Here is a 16,918-nt window from a genome sequence, read left to right on the forward strand (position 1 = left end):
GCAGCCTCCGGCGGCAGCGCCGGCGCCCCCGAGGCGGCGACGCGGGCGCGGCTGCACGGGCTGCCTGACCGCCGCCGTCGTGGTCATCGGTCTGATGATCGTCGTGGGAGTCGCGGGGTACCGCTACTTCCAGCCCGTCGAGGGACGGCAGAACACGCCGGCCAGGGACGGCCAGTTCACCTTCGTGGCGTCCCCGACGGCCTGCGGCGTCACCGTGCGCGGCCTCAAGCCCGACTTCGGCGAGAAGCTGTGCCGCGTCAGGATCACCGTGACCAACACCGGGACCAAGACCCGCACGCTCACCGCGGAGCACCAGAAGCTGATCGACGACGGCGGGACGTCGTACGAGGCGCGGGCGATGCCGCGGAGCGGCACCGCGGACGCGCGCACCGCCTCGCTCGCCGAGGTGCTGTCTCCCGGCGCCAGGTTCAACGGCATGCTGATCTTCGAGATCGCCGCCACGGCGCAGCCGGTCTCGGTGGTCCTTCACGACGCCGCTCTGAGCAAGGGCGTGCGCATCGCCGCCAAGGCCGGCTGAGCGACGCGGGTCGGCAGCGGCCGAGGAAGGCGGGACGCAGCGAGCTGACCTTGCGGCGCGGCGATTTTCGCGGTCTTCGCGGTTGCAAGATCGACAGGACTCCGGACGGTGTCCTGTAAGCGGTGTCGGTGCGGTGATGGCGGGTCCATGGCGTCACCGGCGCCGCCGCGGTCCGGGCGTTCGCCGACCGGGCCGCGGAACGTCTCTGACCTGTGGAGAAGACCTGTCCTGATGGCCGTCGACATGCGCTCCGAGGAGCTCCTGCCGCGGCGGCGGACGAAGGAGTGGCCGTGAAGCCGCAGAACAAGGGCGTCGAGATGGCCCGCTCGCGGGTCGGCTGGTGGGCCGCGGCGGCCCTGGTCACCGTGCTGCTGCTCGCCACGATGCTGGGCGGGGGGCGGGTCGGCCTCGCCGTCGCGGCCACCGACGGCAGCGCCTGGCTGTGGAGCCGGACGGCGGGCGAGGTGGACCGGGTCAACCCCGACAGCGGCCGGGTGGAGCAGCGCCGCCAGGTGACCGACGCCCGCGGCCACCGGGTGCAAGTGACCCAGAACGACCGGTTCCTTCTCATCCACGACCTGGACACCGGCCGCGTGTCGTCGCTCGACCTCAACGGCCTGGGCTTCTCGGGACGGCTGGACATCGGCACCCGCGGCGATCCGCACCTGGCGATGGGCTCCAACGGAGCCGCGCTGGTCGAGCGCACGACCGGCGCGGTGCGCGCGCTCGACCCGGCCACGCTGCGGCCGGTGGGCCCGGTCCTGCAACTGCCCGGCCCGCTGGTCGGCGGCGAGTTCGACGACGCCGGCCTGCTGTGGGTCGCCGCGCCCCGGCAGGGCACCGTCCTCGCCGTGAAGGTCGCCGCCCAGGGCCCCAGCGTCGTCCGCACGGCCGAGGCGGCCCCGCCCGATCACGACCTGGCGATGACCGTGCTGGACGAGGGCGCCCTCGTGGTCGACCGCGACGGGCGCGGACTGGTGGTCGCGACGGGCGGCGGCACCCGCCGGGTCACGACGCCGGTGTCGCTCGTCGGCGCCATGGTGCCGGCGCGCACCCACGGCGCGCTCGCCGCGGTCACCGTGCCCGCGGCCGGCGCGGTGGTCACGCTGGGCGACGTGCGCCAGGGCGGCCCGGTGCGGTCGTTCCCCCTGACCGATCCCGTCCAGGAGCCCGCCGTGCCGTTCGCCGGCAAGGTGTACCTGCCCGTGCGGGAGACCGGGCAGGTGCGGGTCTTCGAACCGGCGGGCCGGCAGACCGGCATGCTGTCGATGCCGGCCGGGCGCGGCGACATGGAGCTTCAGGTCCGCGAGGGCAACCTGTTCGTCAACTCGCCGGGCAGCACGGACGCCCTGGTCGTCGGCGGGGACGGTGTGGCCCGCAAGGTCGGCAAGTACCCGGGCGGGCCGGGGCGTGGCGGAGGCCGCCCGCACAAGCCCGGCGGCGGGGCGAGCAGTCCGCCGCCGGTGCCGGCGCCGCCCGCCGATCCGGTCTTCCCGGACCCGTTCGAGCCGGACCCCCCTTCCGAGGGACCCGAGACGCCGCCGTCCACCCCCGCGACGCCGCCTGCGGACCCCCGCACGGAGGCGCCCCGGCCGTCGGCGACGCCCGGCCCGCACCTTCCGTCGCCCCGGGTGCCCTCGCGCACGCCCACGGCATCGCCCAGCGGGAGCAGGCCGACCACGCCGAGGCCGACCACGAGCAGGCCGACGTCCACCAGGCCGGCGACGCCGAGACCGACCACCACCAGGCCCACCGCGCCGAGGCCGACCACGCCCAGGCCGACCACCCCCAGGCCGACGACCCCGAGGCCGACCACCCCCAGGCCGACGACGCCCAAGCCCACCCCGACCAAGCCGAAGCCGAAGCCCACCCAGACGCGCAACCCGTACACGCCGGCGCAGGTCTGCAACGCGACGGCGGGCGGCAACTACCAGGTCCAGCGGTCGTCGTCGTTCGCGGGCGGACGGATCTACCAGCTCTACAGCGCGTCCACCAAGAAGAACTGCGCGGTCACGATGAAGACCGCGGACATCGGCAAGGCCACCAACGTCTGGGTCCGCCTCCAGAGCCAGAACGGCGGCAAGGTCGCCTCCGACAACGGCTCGTTCAAGTACTACGCCGGACCGGTCTTCGTCCTGGCGCCGGGCGACTGCGTCCGGTACTCGGGCGGCGCCTCCGGCGCCAGCGCCTCGGCGGGCTGGGGCAACTGCGGCTAATGAAGGGCAATGAGTGAGCACCACGACCGCGACGCCGGCGCTGCCCGACGAGGAGGCGCTGCTGGCCGCCGCCGCCTTCGAGCGGATGGCCTCCGGCATCCAGTCGGCGGCGCGCTGCGATCCCGCCACGGTGCGGCTGATCCTCACCGCGTTCGCCGCGGGCGGGCACGTCCTGCTGGAGGACCTGCCCGGCATGGGCAAGACGACCCTGGCGCGCGCCCTGGCGGCGGTGACCGGCGGGAAGATCGGACGCGTGCAGTGCACGCCCGACCTGCTGCCGTCCGACGTCACCGGAGTGACGATCTTCAATGAGCGGAGCCGCGAGTTCGAGTTCCATCCGGGCCCGGTGTTCGCCAACGTCGTCATCGTGGACGAGGTCAACCGGACCTCCCCGAAGACGCAGTCGGCGCTGCTGGAGGTCATGCAGGAAGGGCGGATCACCGTGGACGGGAAGGCGCACCCGGTGCCGCGCCCGTTCCTGGTGGTGGCCACGCAGAACCCCATCGACCTGGAGGGGACGTTCCCGCTGCCCGAGGCGCAGCTCGACCGCTTCCTGATGCGGCTGTCGCTGGGGTACCCGGGCGAGGAGGCGGAGCTGTCGCTGCTGCGCGGCTCGTCGCTGACCGAGCCCGAGGACCTGGCGCCGGTGCTGATCGGCGAGGAGATGGCGCGGCTCGGCGCCGCCGCCGAGCGCGTCGCCGTCGCCGACTCCGTCAACCGGTACGTCCTGCAACTGGCCCAGCGCACCCGGCGGCATCCGCAGCTGCGGGCCGGCGTCTCCCTCCGGGGCTCCATCGCCCTGTGCCGGACGGCGCGGATCTACGCGCTGGCCGACGGCCGCGGCTATGTCACCCCGGACGACGTCAAGGCCCTGGCGCGCCCGGTCTGGGCGCACCGGCTGGTGCCGCTCTCGGGCGCCGCGGGCGCGGCCGAGACCGCGGAGTTGCTGGACGGCGTCCTGGCCGAAGTCCCCGTCCCGGCGGCGCAGGGGAACGGCTAGGCCGTGGCCGGCGGCACCCTCCGCCCCACCGCCCGCGGCTGGGCGCTGCTCGCGGCCGGAGCCGTCCTGTGCGGCTGGGGCTTCGGCCTGGGCTACCCGGCGCCCGGTGCGCTGGGGGCGCTCGCCTTCCCGGCGGTCGCGCTGGCCATGGCCCTCGCCGGCCGGCTCCCGGCCGCCCGGGTCGGCCGCCGGATCACGGCGTCGCGGGTCCGCGCCGGAGAACCCGTGACCGTCGTCCTGGACGTCGCGGCGGGCAAGGGCGCCGGGAGCGCCACCGTCGCCGAGCGCGTCACCGGGATCGGTGATCCGGTCGTCCTTCCCCTGGGCCTCGCCCGCCCGAGGATCCGGTACGAGCTGACCCCGCGGCGGCGCGGCGTGGTGGAGGCGGGACCGCTCAGCCTGGTCCGCACCGACCCGCTGGGGCTCGCGCGCGCGGTCCGGGCGGCCGACGACGTGCCGGTGCGGTTGCTGGTGCATCCGCGCCACCACCACCTCGCCCCCGTGCCGGCGGCGGGCGGCGGGGGCCGGGACACCTCGTCGGCGTCGGTCCGGGCCTCCGAGGGGGCGTTCGCGGGGCTGCGCGAGCACGCGCCCGGCGACGACGTCCGGCAGATCCACTGGCGGACGTCGGCGCGCCGCGGGCGCCTGATGGTCCGCGAGCACGCCGACTCCGCCGGCACGGGCATGACCCTGCTGGTCGACGACCGGTACGGTCCGGACGAACTGGACGCCCTCGTGGAGGCCGCGGCGTCGATCGTGCGGTCCGGCCCGGACGTCCCGGTCGAGTTGCGGCTGGCCGGCGGTGTGCGGTCCGCCGCGGCGGCGGGGGTCGTCGCGCACCTGGACGTGCTCGCCGAGGCGGCGGCGCGGCCCGGCGCGGACTTCCCGGGCGCCTGCGCGGGGCTGCGCTCGGCCCCGACGGGGCGCGCGATCGTGCTGCTGTCCACGGCGGCGGCGGACGAGGACGCCGCCGCGGCCATGCGGCTGCTCGCGGCGCGGCACACCGTCTCCCTGGTCGGCCTGATCGGCCCCGGCGACGGCGGGGGCCTCGTGCCGCCCGCCGGGGTGCGGCTGCTGCGCGCGGCCGACGCGGCCGGCTTCGCCGAGCGGTGGAACGAGAGCCGCTGGTGGGCGCAGTGAACCGGATCCGGGCCGCGCTGTCGTCCGCCGCCGTCGCGCTGGCCTCCGCCGCGTCGGCGCCGCTGCTCGCGGCCGGGTACGACCGGCCCCTTCCCGCGTTCACGGTGCTGGCGGTGACCGCGGCCCTCGCCGTCGCGGTGACGTCGGCCGCGTACCGGATGCTGCGCGGCCTCGGACCCGCCGCGATCCTGGCGGGCCTGCCCGTCGCCGCGGTCTGGCTGGTCGTCCTGGCCTCCTGGGCCCCTGGGCCGGTCAAGGGACCGGTGCCGGGCGCCGCGGACGCGGTGCTGCACTCGGGCGCCCGCATCCTCACGACCTCGCCGCGGGCCCCGGTGACCGTGGACCTGCTGGCGTTCCCGGTGGCGGCGATCTGGCTGGCCGCGGCCATCGCGACGGTGCTGCGCCGCGACGGGCGCGTCCTGCCCGCGCTGCTGCCCGGTGCGCTGCTCCTGTGCGGGGCCACGGCGCTCAACCCGCAGGCGGCCGGGCCCGGCTACTGGTCGGCCGCCCTGGTCGCCGCCTGCGCCGCCGTACTGCTGGCCGCCGCACCGCGTGCGCGTCCGGACACCGCGAGCGCCGGGTTCACCGTCCGCGTTCCGGACCTGGCGGACGCGGGGCCCGCGCCCGCCCGCCGCCGCCCTCGCGCGCGCGTCGGCGCGATGGTCGCGGCGGTGGCCTGCGCGGTGGCCCTGCCCGGGGCCGTCGCCGCGGTCGGCGGGTCCGGCATGCTGGACGACTGGCCGGTCAAGGCGGCCGATCCCCGCCGGGCCGCCGAGGCCCCCGAGGCGCCGGCCGAGGAACGCAACCCCCTGGCGTACCTTTCGGCTTGGTCGGCCGAGCCCGATGCGCCGTTGCTGAACGTGTCGGGGCCGAAGACCCAACTGCGGTGGGCCGTGCTCTCCGAGTTCACCGGGCCGACCTGGCTGCCCGACAGCACCTACCTTCCCAGCGGGGCGACCCTGCTCCCTCCCGCCGACATGCCTCCGAAGACGGTGCGGACGAGCGTGCGCGTCTCGGTCGGCAGGCTGCCCGGCCGCTGGGTGCCGGTCCCCGGCATCCCGACCCGGGTGGACGGTCTCGCGGTCGAGCAGGACCAGGAGTCCGGCACGCTCCTGTCGTCGGACGGCCCGGTGGCCGGGCGGAGGTACGCCGCGACGGGCGAGGTCCCGGAGTGGAGCGGCTCGCAGGCGGCCGGAGCCGTGATCGACTCCGGCGAGCAGTACCAGCGCTACCTCCGGCTGCCGCCCGGTGCGCCGCGCAAGCTCGAGGAGATCGCCCTCGCGGCCGCGGGGGACGGCACCGCGCACCAGCGCGCGTCCCGCCTCGCCGCGTATCTGCGCGCCTCCTACACCTTCAAGCCGGGCGCCCCGGGCGGGCACGGCTACGCCGAACTCGCGAAGCTGCTCGTCGCCCCGGGCCGCCGGGGCGGCGGCGCGACGTCGGAGCAGTTCGCCAGCGCGTTCGCGGTGCTGGCGAGGGCGGCCGGTCTGCCGAGCCGGGTGGCGGTCGGGTTCGGGCCGGGCAGCGGCGACCGCGAACGGGTGGTCCGCACCGGCGACGCGGTGGCCTGGGGCGAGATCTACTTCCGGGGCCTGGGCTGGGTGCCCTACGACCCGAACCCGCGCGAGCGTACGCAGGCGTCCCCCCAGACCGGTTCCGGGAAGCGGATCGAAGAAGGCGATGAGCCGTCCGACGGTCCCGACGCCCAGGACCTCGGCGACCAGGGCGGTGCGGGCGGCGGCGGGCGCTCGGGTTCGGGCTCGGGCCCGGAGGGCCTGCTCGTTCTCCCGGCGCTGGTCCTGCTGGCCTTCCTGATCGGGGCGCCGCTGCTGGGCGCGATCCGGTCCCGGCGGCTGCGCCGGGGCGCCGCGCCCGACCGGATCCGGGCGGCCTGGACGGAGTTGCTGGTGGCGACGCGCGTCGCGGGGCTGCCCGTTCCCGCGTCCGCCACCCCGGTCGAGATGGCGGAGCGGCTCGCGCGGGAACTGCCGCGCACCGACCTCGCCCGGCTGCGCAGGGTGGGCCGCCTGGTGAACGCCGTCCGCTACGGGGGCTCGGTCACCCTGGAGGACGCCGCGTTCACGGTCGCGGAGGTCCGTTCCGTGACCGCCGCGCTGCGCCGCTCCCGGCCGCTGCCGCGCCGCCTGCTCTGGTGGTGGGACCCGCGTGCGCCGCTGTGGGCGGCTCAGCCCTCCCGCTTGCCGCGGTGAGTGCAGACGGGCTTGGCGTAGGCGACCCGGTCGACGTCCAGCACGGCGACGACCGTCAGGCAGTACTCCACGCTCGGGTTCAGGGCGAGGATCGTGGCCTTCGCGGTCCCCGCCGGCACGTTGGCCATGGTGGACGGCGTGCGCCCCGCCGGACCGCCGACCACGTAGTACGCGGCCTTGCCGCCGGTGGCGTCCTTCCAGCTGATCTCGATCGAGACGCGGTTGTCGACGATCTGCACCTGGCTCGGGCTGAACTTGGTCTCCGGCCGCACCGCCGTCGGGGTGGACGTGGGCGTCGGCGAGCCCGAGCTGGGCGCGGGGGTGGCGGGAGCCTGCGAGGCGGGAGCCTGCGAGGCGGGCGGCGACGCGGCGGGCGGGTCCGCACGGCGCCGATCGGCCGAGCCTGAGCCCGTCAGGAGGGCGATCACGCTGAACACGACCGCGGCGAGCACGAGCCCCACCAGCGCCAGCAGCACGATCCGGGGGCGCTGCGACTTCGCGGGCTCCCCCTGCGGGGTGAAAGGCCCCTGCGGTTCCGCGAAGTGCAGCGGCTGGTCCGCGAATTCCGTGAGCGGCGCCTGCGGCTCCTCGAAGGGCACGTGCCGGTACGAGGGCTGTGCATACTGCTGCGGGGGCGGCGCCTGCTGTCCCTCGAACGGCATCTGCTCGTAGGTGGACGGCGCCTGCTGTTCCGCGAAGGCCGCCTGCCATTCCGCGAAGGACGCCTGCGGCCCTCCCGGGGAGACCTGCGTTTCCGCCGACGGCGTTCGCGGTTCCGCGAAGTGCACCTGCTGGTCTTCCAAGGGCGCCTGCTGCCCCCCGAAGTGCACCTGCTGGTCCTCGAAGGGCGCCTGCTGCCCCCCGAAGTGCACCTGCTGGTCCTCGAAGGGCGCCTGCGGTTCCGCGAAGTGCACCTCCTGGTCAGCGAGAGGCACCTGCGGCTCCGGGACGGCGGCCGGTGCCGGAACGGGCTCCGGTGCCGCCTTGTCCCACGGCGACCAAGGCGCGTATTCCCCAGGGACGTCGTGCGGGGGAACGGCGCGGAGCCCCTCCTCCAGCGCCTCGACGAACGCACGCGCCGTCGGGTACCGGTCGGCGGGCTCGCTCGCCAGCGCCTTTCCGAGGACGTTCCCGAGCCACTCCGGCACGTCGTCGCGCGGCACCCGGGGAGCCGCCTCGTCCGGGGCGCGTCCGCCGCCGGTGGCGAAGGGAGCGCGCCCGGCCAGCAGGCCCCACAGGGTGGCGCCGAGCCCGTACACGTCGGCCTGCACGGTCTGCGGACGCCCCAGCAGCGCCTCCGGAGCGGCGAACCCGGGCTCGACGCGGTCCCGGGCGACCGGCGCCAGGACGCCCGGCGCGGTGTGCGCCGCCAGTCCCCGCGCGGTCGCCGGACCGGTGAGCAGCGGTCCCGCCTCGCCCCGCATGATCCGGCTCGGGCGGACGTCGCCGTGCACCAGTCCCTCGTCGTGCAGCGCCTGCAGGGCCCGGCCCGTCGCGACGGCGGTCCCGACCGCGTCCGCGATCGGCAGAGGCTCCGGCGGGAGAGCGCCGGCGGGGCAGTACACGGCCACCGTGTACCGCTGCCCGCTCGTGGCGCGGCCGCTCTCCAGCACGCTCACCAGGTGCTCGCCGCGGGAGGCGCGTTCGAGGGCGGCCAGTTCCTCCGCCGGGGTCTCGGAACCGTCGAGCCGCACCCTGACGGCGACCTCGGCGCCGGACTCCTCGTGCACGGCGCGGTAGGTCACCGAGCCGGCGCCGCGACGGAGGATCGACAGCCCGCCGTACCCGGGGAGCAGGCTCGACGAGTCGGCGCGGGGGGCGGCGGCGACCCTCAGCTCGGGCGGGGGGCTGTCGGACGGCCAGGTGAACGTCGTCCCCGCCGGGCCCGGCGCCGGCTCGGACCGGGGGGCGCCGAGCAGTTCCAGCAGCTCCGCCAGGGTCAGCGGCTTCGCCGTCGCGATCACTTCGGGGGCGAAGACGTCGCCGCGCTCGGTGAAGAAACCGTGGACGATCACGGTGTGGCCGCTCGCCGCCAGCCTGTCGGCCAGGAAGGGGACACCGGCCTCCGGAAGGTCCTCCTCGAAGTCCGGCGCGAACATGAACGCCGCCGGGGCGCGGACCCTGCCGCTCTTGGACAGGTCACGCAGCCCGCTGGCGGAGGCGGCGTCGAACACGGCGGGGAAACGACCCGTGGCGCGCAGCCTCTGGGCGAGGTCCGGGTTCCCCGCCACGATGAGGTTCGGTGCGGTGACCATTACCTCGGGCCCCGGACGAGAAGGTCGGACGTCGGCACAGGGACCCTCCTCGCTGACCTGTCGACGAATGTATAGCCCATCCCTTCTAGACGTCCGTGCGCGCCGTCATTGCGCAACCCTCCTCGGGCTCCCGATCGCCGCTCGATCTCACCAGACGACGGCGGACTCGTCGCCTTCCTCGTCGCCCGGCGCGGCCACGTCGTGGAGCGTGGCGGTCGGGGCCGGCTGACCGGCGTGCATCTTCTGGATCATCGCCTCGGCCGCCGCCTTGCCCCTCGCGATGGCGTCCCGGTCACCGCGCTTCCACCAGGGGGTGAGCCACATCTCGACGGGACGGGCGGTGCCGGCGACGACGGCGGCGCGGCCGAACGGCATCGTCCGCAGCTCCTCGGGGCTGAGGATGTGCTTTCCCTCGTGCTTGCCCACGAGGTCGGCGAGGTCGGAGAGGTCCTTGACCGTGCCGGAGCCGCCCGAAATGATCTTGACGGTGGCGTTGTCCCACAGGGACGCGGCGCCGTCCGTGCCCCACACCCGGCGGGCCTCCGCCAGCGACGTCAGGTAGACGTGCACGCTGATCGAGTAGCCGCCGGACTCGCCCATGTAGGTGGCGAGGCCGCCGAGGGGGCAGATGTCGGCCACCTGGTTCAGCTCGAACGTCAGCGGCGGGTCGAGGCGGCCGCTCGGATTCTTCATCGCCGTGCCGCGCGCGCTGCGGAAGTACTGCTCGATGATGGTCGTGACGATGGGGGCGATGCCGCCCCAGTCGCTCTGCTTCTTGGAGACGAAGTACAGGGTGTTCCGGCCCTGGAGGAACTTCCGGAAGTCGAACTCCTCACCGGGGTCCGGCGTGCAGTCCGCCAGCACCTCGGGCTGCGAGAAGCACGACATGACCTGGATCACTCCGGACCACATGCTCTCGTTCCGCATGTTGAACTCGAGCGCCCCGGTATAACCGGGGGCGGTCCGCCCCTCGCGCTCGCCCTGGCGCAGGATCTCCAGCGCCTCCTCGCCGTTGGCCTCGTAGACCCAGCGCATCACCTCGCGGAAGTTGAGGCGGCCGATCGCGCCGGCGTGTAGCAGGCAGCGGATGATCGTCATGATGCCACCGAGCAGGCTGCCGCCTTCGTGCCCGATGTCGAAACCGCTCGTCTGGACGAGCGTGCCCGCCCGGACCGCGCACACGTTCGGGTCCTCGCACCCCTGCAGCGGCGACCAGCGCATCCGGTTCGGCCAGCCGGTCCAGTTGAACGGGTCGAAGACGTACACCTCGCCGAACTGCGACCGCACCATGGCCGTGTTGATGAACGTCTCGCGGCGGCTGGACGTGACGATGCAGGGGCCGGGCGCGTCGATGGTGAACGGCGTGACGAAGTGCACGTCCTTCCCCTGCCGCGGCGCCGCGAGGATGATCGCGGTGTCCTCCAGGGACGCGTACAGCTTCCGCCGGGACCTGATGTCCCGGCCGATGTAGAACCCGACGTCCTCGGGCTTCACCGAGCGCGCGGGAACGTTCTGCGTCGACGGCCGGACCTGTGCGGCCTTGCTCTGGACGGTCCGGGCGCTCAGCAGCTTGCGGACCTCCCAGCCGGAGGCGAAGCCCAGCCGCAGCCGGCGCCACGTCCGGTGGCGCCGCCAGTTCAGCAGGAGCCGGATCAGGACGTAGGCGCCGAGGGCCATCGCCAGGAGCAGCACGGCGAGCAGGCCGAAGAAGATCGGGGCCGACCCCAGGGCCGCCGCCGCCGCGGGCGGCCACGCGCCGCGCGGATCGTTCGGATGGCGCACGAGGTTGTAGGTGATGCGCAGGCAGTCCGTCGGGCTGGAATCCGGCCATCCGCCGCCCGAAAGGACCCCGGACAACTGGCCCGCCAACCACGTCAGGAAACTGCTCGCCCCGCCCAGCAGCGCGCTCACAAAGCCAATACCTATGAAGACCACGTAAACGTCGTCGTCGTCATTGCCGGCCATAGAGCCTCCTCAATCGTGATGTCCGGTTCAAGCGGTTCCGACCGCCGACACGCGCCACGGGGCGCTCGGATCCTTGCGCCGGAGGGTGACGAACGCGGTGGCGTGGACGGGGGAGCCCTTCCAGCCGTCCCGGCCGGTGGGCGTGACGGTGATCCCCCATCCCCGGTGAGCCAGCGTGGGCGTGTCGGCGGGGACGTCGCCTTCGGGGGTTCGCCGGGTGAGGCGGACCTTGGCGTAGGCATGGTGCTCGCTCCACTGCCCGGGAACGACGCCGCCGGGCTGGTCGGAGACGGACACCTTGTAGAAGTCGTCCAGAAGGGGCATCGCTCGCTGGTAGGCGTCGCGCTGGCTGTGATCGGTGGTGGAGTCGACGAGCCACATCAGGGTGAGCGCCGCCTTGGACACCGCCGTGGCGTCGTAGTGGTCGAGCCGGGTGAGGTCGGGCAGGCCGCCGGGCACTTTCGGGGACGCGGTCGCAGGCGGCGGAGAGGAGATCGCACTGGTGGGGGCGGTGCTGGGGGCCGGTGTGGCCCGGGGCGTCCCGCAGGAGGCGAGGGCGCAGGTGAGCGCGGCGAGGAACACGATGCGCGGCGGGCGTCCGGGGGCGGCCATGGGCTCCTTCCGAAGGGCGGCGGGCGGATGCGTGCCGCGGCGCGGCCGGGCGGCCCCGTGGTCAGGCAGCACGTACGTCGCCCAGCACGGAGATGTGGACGTGGTCGTAGTGGTTGGCCGTCAGGCCGCCGCGGTCCTCCATCTGCCGCCAGCCCTCGCCGGCCCTGTCGGGATTCCAGATGTGCTGGCGGTAGATGATGTACATGATGCCGAGGCGCCCGGCGTTGGCCTTGGCCCAGTTGGCGATGTCGTAGCCGAGCTGGACCTCGCGGGCGTTCGGCGCCCCTGAGCTGATCATGAAGTCGCAGGCGCGGCCGAGGGGGTGTTCGCCCCCACCGGGGATGCCGCCGTTGGCGCGGTAGCAGCCGATCCCGCGCGGGACGCCGAACAGGGTCTTGATCTGGTCGCGGACGCAGGCCGTCCGCTTGGTGATGTTGCCTTCGACCATGCCCCCGCCCGCGGGGCAGACCGATCCCGGCTTCCAGTTGCCGCCGTCGCCGAACGAGGCGCATGATGCTCCGGCATTGTTCTGACCGCCGAGGGAGAACTTGCCGCCCGCGTAGCGTTCGGCCCACGACAGCACCAGGTTCACATAGTCCGTGGAATGGTTGTAGGCGAAGATCGCCTTTCTGGTGTCACCGGGCGCGCCGCTGGCGTGCAGATAGTTCGCGGCACTGAAAATTGCGTCCGCCGGGTCGTAGCGGCTCTTTTTACCGTCGTTGTTCCCGTCGACCGCATAAGCGTTGAAGGTGCTCTGCAGGAACTGCATCGGACCGCCCGCGCCGGCGTAGTTCTCCCCCGATGAAACGCCCGGAAGTTTGGACCGCCCGTGGTCGGTCTCCACCTTTCCGATTCCGGCGAGCAGGTACCAGGGAATGCCGTACTTCGGGCCCGCGGCCTTGTACAGCTGGACGTAGTTGGCGGGAATGCTGTCCGTGGGGGCCTTGGCCGCCGCGGCGACGTTCCGCACGGCTCCGGCGTCGAGGGACCCTCCGGCCTGAGCGCGGCGGTAGACCACCGGCGCCACGGTCGGGCCGCCCGTCCGGCTCGGCTTGGGCGCCGGGCTCAGCAGGTCGGGGCCGTCGGGATTCGCCGGTCCGCAGGCGAAGGTGGCGCCGGGCGCGAGGATGTTCTGGACCGCCACGAACATCGCCGCGACCAGGAGCGCTGCGATGGCCATCGACCCGAAGCAGCCCGTCCTGAAGATCAGCTTGCCCAGGCTGAAGGTCACCATCGGGGATCATTCCCGGAACAGTTGATGATGTGGCCCTCCCAGATCGGCGGTGACGTCGCCGACCCTCCCGCCGGGGGCGGAGGGCCGAGCCGCCACCGTCGGCGTCCTCTTCGGGCGTGCCTCGCCTGCACGGACCCGCCGACCAAGACAGTGCGGTCAACGCGCGGTGATGCAAGGTGGGTCCTGCGGTCGCGCGCGGGAACGGGCGCCGGGAGACCGCAGGCCGACGGGTTGACGGGAGCGGCGGCTCGCGGACGGTCGGTCCCAGTAGATTGATCTCCGCTGGTGCGGAGCCAGCAGGCCAGAGCAGAGCCGCTCGTGACTTTCCCGGAGGTGGGCACCCGTGGTGCGGGCAACGGAGAGCGGCGGCCCGCAGCGCGGGGGGACCGGCCCCGAGGGGCTGCCGAGCGTGCCGGGCTCGGCATATCCTGTTCGGCAGACCCGACCTCAGCACGAGGGGTATGCTGCCCAGGCGGTCATACCAGCAGAACAAGGACCGGTGCCGAGAAGCACGCTCGGACTGGTCACGTACAACGGACGAGCTCCAGGGATCTGGCTCTCCTCCTGCCATGGGGGAGCCGGCGCCTCCACACTCGCCGCGCTCATCCCCAACAGTGTGAGCGCGGGACGCTACTGGCCGACGCCCGCGCCCCCGGGGCAGTCCCAGGTGCTGCTCGTCGCCCGGAGCCACGCCGCAGGGCTGTGCGCCGCCCAGGCGGCCGTGGCGCAGTGGGCGGCGGGAACCCTCCCGAGCGTCCAGCTGATCGGTCTGGCCGTGGTGGCCGACGCTCCAGGAAAGCGTCCGAAGCCGCTGGCGGACCTCATGCGTCTGATCGCCGGCGGAGTCCCGCGTCTCTGGGACCTGCCGTGGGTCGAGGCCTTCCGCCTCGGCGACCCTCCGGACAAGGTGCGGCTTCCCCCCGCCTACGCGCGTCTGGTCCGCGACGTGGGCGGTCCGGTCCCCTCCTGATCGCAACAGAGTCGCCGCCCTGCGGCGCTTGCCGATCAGTGCGGCCCCCGGACCGTCCAGTACAAGTACAGAACCGTGCTCGGAAGGAGCCCGCCGGTCCAGCGCTGACAGGCGGCGACCCCTTCCAGAATGGGGCCCATCGATCGCGCGGACGGCGGATGCGTCGCGACGCGCGCCGGTGAGCCCCGGCCAAGTCGCCGTCCGCCGACTCCGGCCGGACAGACCCTCATCGCATCATCTCGGAGGACGCGCATGCTCGACGCGACGATCACGTGGACGGCCCACCTGCTCGACCATGCGGCTGCCCTTGCCAGGGACATCCCGAACCCGGGGCAGGGCGAGGCGCCGCCGTTCGCGAACAAGATCGAGAAGCTGCTCGGCTGGGCGGCGTGGGGCGGCCTGCTCGCCTGCGTGGCGGGTTTCGTCATCATCGGCGCCCGGATGGGGATCCAGCACAAGAAGGGCGAGGGGGGCAGTCACCTCGGAAGCATGTTCATCGTGGGCTTCGGCTGCCTGCTCATCGTGAGCGCCGGATTGATCGTCAGAAACCTCGCGGCTTGAGGCCGGCGCCCCGGCACCTCCGCGCACGCGGCAGGGGCCGCAGGGGCTGGACGCCCGCGCGCCGGCGCGTGTCGGTCCTGTCCGCCGCGCTGCTGGCGCTGGGCGCCGCCCTGCTCACGATCAGCCTTCTCCCCGCTCCCGCACCGGAGATCGCCCTGGACGGGCAGCGCGGGGCGGCCTCGTTGGAACGCTCTGAACCGGCCGGTCCGCTCGCCGCGGGCCCGGCGCGGCTCGCGGTCGAGGCCCTCCCGGCCGTCCAGGGACCGGGCCGGGTGGCGACCGTCGGCTTCGCGGCGCTGGGAGCGCCCGTCGACTGGGACAAGACGGAGGACATCGAGACGATCGACACCGACCCCGGCGGCAAGCTCCAGTTCGACCCGGAGTCGGGCCGGATCAGAGTGTGCGACAGCAACGAAGACGGCCACGTCGCGCGCGGCTACGCCATCCTCGACGGGCGCGAGGTGGCCTTCGTGCACAAGGGCACGAAGGGGCATTGCGACGAGATCCAGATCCCCGACTACAAGCGCAGCACGAACTACCAGTTCAAGGTCTGCATCGCCAGGAGCAATTCAGATCCGGACGGCTACTGCAACACCAGCACCAGCACCCAGTGGCCGAAGGAAGACAAGAAGAACGACTCCTGCTGGGATCTGAAGACCGACGACGAGAAGATCGACTGCGTGGGGGGTGTGGAGGAGTTCTGCAACCAGTGGCAGCACACCAGTGGAATGTTCCCCAAGCAGTGCGAGAAGGACCATTCTGACAAGAAGCCGAACGTTCTGAAGCCTCCCATCGGCAGAAAGCCGGACGTCAACGCCAGGCCCGACGCTTCGCTGCCGCGCGGCCACGCCAAGGGCGTGGGCGAGGTCACCGAACCGATCCAACCCTTGCTCCGCTGGATGATCTGGACGGCGCTGGCGGCATGCGTCCTGGGCTTCATCCTGGTCGGAGGAAAAATGGGGGTCAAGCACAAGAGGGGCGAGTTCGGATCGCACGCCGCCGACCTGAGGTGGGTGCTGCTCGCGTGCGTTATGGCGGGCTCAGGGCTGGCCCTCGCGTTCGTCACCCTTCTGGTCGATGATTTCTGAGAAGAAGGCCCGTCGTGTTTAGGTCGAGCGACTTCGCAATCTCCGCTCCACGCCGTTCAGGGGGTTCGTAATGGACGATCTCCTCAATCAGGCGTGGGCATGGCTCGTCAGTAAACTGCTGGACTGGGCGCTGTCGAGTTTCCAGACGTTCCTCACCTGGTGGATGAGCGACGCCTACAGCGTGCAGATGACCGGCGAACAGGGCGGAGTGCTCTACGGGATCCGCGAGTACAGCAACTGGATGACCGCCGGGGGAGCGTTCGTCGGCTTCCTCGTCGCGGCCTTCCGGATCGCGGTCAAACGCAAGGGCGCGCCGTTCAGACAGGCGATGTCCCAGTTCTTCGAACTGGCCGTCATCGTCCTGACGCTGGCCACGCTGGTCAACCTGCTGAACATCGCCGGGCAGAGGTACTCGCACTGGATCGTCGCGGGCATGGGCCCGAAGAACGACGCCTGGATCGACAACTGGAAGAACGGGATCGATCTCCTCGGCGGAAACCAGGACGACACCTCGTTCATCCTCGCCTTCTTCGCCCTCGCCGCAGCGCTCTCGTCGGCGATCCAGTTCGTTCTGATGCTCTTCCGCAACGGCGCTCTCGTCGTCCTGGTGGGAATTCTCCCGACGGTCGCCGCGGCCCGGTTCACCTCGTACGGAGACGCCGCCTACAAGCGATGCCTCGGCCTGCTGGTCGCCTTCGTCGCGGTCCAGCCGGTCATCGCGACGATCGACGCGAGTGCCCTGGCCCTGATGGCGTCCAAGTACGAGGCCGACCGCCTCGCCGGCCTGGCCCTCGCCGCCGGGTCGGTGTTCGCGATGCCGACGACCATCCGCGCCGTGATGCCCGTGGCCACGGAGGGCATGGGCTTCTTCGGCATCCGCCAGGTCGGCCACTTCACCTACGGCGGCACCGCGGTGACCATGCGCAGGTCGGCGACGGGTCTCTTCACCGGCCTGCTGGCGAGCGGTGGCGGTGGCGGTGGCGGCGGTGGCGGGGCGGCTCCCGCGCCGCGCACCCGCACCGGCGGCGGCTGGGGCTGGGGCTGGGGTAACAGAGGCGGCGGCGCGGGCGGCGGCACGGGCGGCGGCGGAACGCCCCCCAGGCCGCCCAACGGCCCGGGCGGCGGACCA

13 protein-coding genes are annotated in these 16,918 nt (G+C 73.4%); 9 read left to right on the forward strand and 4 right to left on the reverse strand.

The genetic code is table 11. The annotated features are described in order from the left end of the window. From ABWI04_RS36360 to ABWI04_RS36380, 5 genes are all read left to right on the forward strand, one after another. The coding region (locus ABWI04_RS36360) for a DUF4352 domain-containing protein (protein ID WP_353835227.1) at window positions 1-538 on the forward strand (538 nt) is incomplete at its 5' end. Window positions 539-828: 290 nt separating this feature from the next. Beyond that, window positions 829-2,754 carry an NHL repeat-containing protein gene (locus tag ABWI04_RS36365; RefSeq protein ID WP_345179618.1) on the forward strand — a complete coding sequence of 642 codons (1,926 nt, stop codon included), beginning with the start codon at window positions 829-831 and terminating at the stop codon, window positions 2,752-2,754. 13 nt (window positions 2,755-2,767) lie between these two features. Continuing rightward, entirely contained in the window at window positions 2,768-3,754 is a 987-nt protein-coding gene (locus tag ABWI04_RS36370; protein ID WP_353835228.1) for an AAA family ATPase, read from the forward strand. 3 nt (window positions 3,755-3,757) lie between these two features. Beyond that, the gene (locus tag ABWI04_RS36375) at window positions 3,758-4,894 is read left to right on the forward strand and encodes a DUF58 domain-containing protein (RefSeq protein WP_345179623.1); all 1,137 of its coding nucleotides are present in this window, start codon (window positions 3,758-3,760) and stop codon (window positions 4,892-4,894) included. Next, complete coding sequence (locus tag ABWI04_RS36380; RefSeq protein ID WP_353835229.1) at window positions 4,882-7,104, forward strand: transglutaminase TgpA family protein; 2,223 nt, start codon at window positions 4,882-4,884, stop codon at window positions 7,102-7,104. The genes ABWI04_RS36375 and ABWI04_RS36380 overlap by 13 nt, the downstream gene beginning before the upstream one ends. Here the strand turns inward: ABWI04_RS36380 and ABWI04_RS36385 are convergent. The 4 genes from ABWI04_RS36385 to ABWI04_RS36400 all read right to left on the reverse strand — a co-directional run bounded on the left by ABWI04_RS36385 (window position 7,080) and on the right by ABWI04_RS36400 (window position 13,170). After that, complete coding sequence (locus ABWI04_RS36385; RefSeq protein ID WP_345179626.1) at window positions 7,080-9,359, reverse strand: protein kinase domain-containing protein; 2,280 nt, start codon at window positions 9,357-9,359, stop codon at window positions 7,080-7,082. The genes ABWI04_RS36380 and ABWI04_RS36385 overlap by 25 nt on opposite strands. A 147-nt stretch (window positions 9,360-9,506) precedes the next feature. After that, the gene (locus tag ABWI04_RS36390; protein WP_353835230.1) at window positions 9,507-11,324 is read right to left on the reverse strand and encodes a type IV secretory system conjugative DNA transfer family protein; all 1,818 of its coding nucleotides are present in this window, start codon (window positions 11,322-11,324) and stop codon (window positions 9,507-9,509) included. Between the two features lie 27 nt (window positions 11,325-11,351). Further along, window positions 11,352-11,936: a hypothetical protein gene (locus ABWI04_RS36395; RefSeq protein WP_345179631.1), complete on the reverse strand. Its 585-nt coding sequence runs from the start codon at window positions 11,934-11,936 to the stop codon at window positions 11,352-11,354. Between the two features lie 61 nt (window positions 11,937-11,997). Continuing rightward, window positions 11,998-13,170 (reverse strand): lytic transglycosylase domain-containing protein, encoded by a 1,173-nt coding sequence (locus ABWI04_RS36400; protein ID WP_345179633.1) that lies wholly within the window; start codon window positions 13,168-13,170, stop codon window positions 11,998-12,000. A gap of 499 nt (window positions 13,171-13,669) precedes the next feature. Here ABWI04_RS36400 and ABWI04_RS36405 point away from each other — a divergent pair, with 499 nt between their 5' ends. The 4 genes from ABWI04_RS36405 to ABWI04_RS36420 form a co-directional block, all read left to right on the forward strand. After that, window positions 13,670-14,140, forward strand: a complete 471-nt coding sequence (locus tag ABWI04_RS36405) for a DUF6668 family protein (RefSeq protein ID WP_345179635.1) — start codon at window positions 13,670-13,672, stop codon at window positions 14,138-14,140. Window positions 14,141-14,392: 252 nt separating this feature from the next. Continuing rightward, window positions 14,393-14,701 (forward strand): hypothetical protein, encoded by a 309-nt coding sequence (locus tag ABWI04_RS36410; RefSeq protein WP_345179637.1) that lies wholly within the window; start codon window positions 14,393-14,395, stop codon window positions 14,699-14,701. Further along, the gene (locus ABWI04_RS36415; protein ID WP_353835231.1) at window positions 14,698-15,789 is read left to right on the forward strand and encodes a hypothetical protein; all 1,092 of its coding nucleotides are present in this window, start codon (window positions 14,698-14,700) and stop codon (window positions 15,787-15,789) included. Before ABWI04_RS36410 ends, ABWI04_RS36415 begins: the two co-directional genes overlap by 4 nt. A 70-nt stretch (window positions 15,790-15,859) precedes the next feature. Then, window positions 15,860-16,918: hypothetical protein (locus ABWI04_RS36420; RefSeq protein ID WP_353835232.1), on the forward strand; the 1,059-nt coding region annotated here is incomplete at its 3' end.

Origin of the sequence: Actinomadura sp. NPDC000929 (assembly GCF_040492065.1) — a bacterium.
In the GTDB taxonomy this organism is placed as follows: Bacteria; Actinomycetota; Actinomycetes; order Streptosporangiales; family Streptosporangiaceae; genus Spirillospora; species Spirillospora verrucosospora.

Coding starts and splice junctions, on each gene's coding strand:
- ABWI04_RS36385 (WP_345179626.1), bottom strand. CDS start 9,359: ATGGTCACCGCACCGAACCTCATCGTGGCGGGGAACCCGGACCTCGCC.
- ABWI04_RS36395 (WP_345179631.1), bottom strand. CDS start 11,936: ATGGCCGCCCCCGGACGCCCGCCGCGCATCGTGTTCCTCGCCGCGCTC.
- ABWI04_RS36410 (WP_345179637.1), top strand. CDS start 14,393: ATGCTCGACGCGACGATCACGTGGACGGCCCACCTGCTCGACCATGCG.
- ABWI04_RS36390 (WP_353835230.1), bottom strand. CDS start 11,324: ATGGCCGGCAATGACGACGACGACGTTTACGTGGTCTTCATAGGTATT.
- ABWI04_RS36400 (WP_345179633.1), bottom strand. CDS start 13,170: ATGGTGACCTTCAGCCTGGGCAAGCTGATCTTCAGGACGGGCTGCTTC.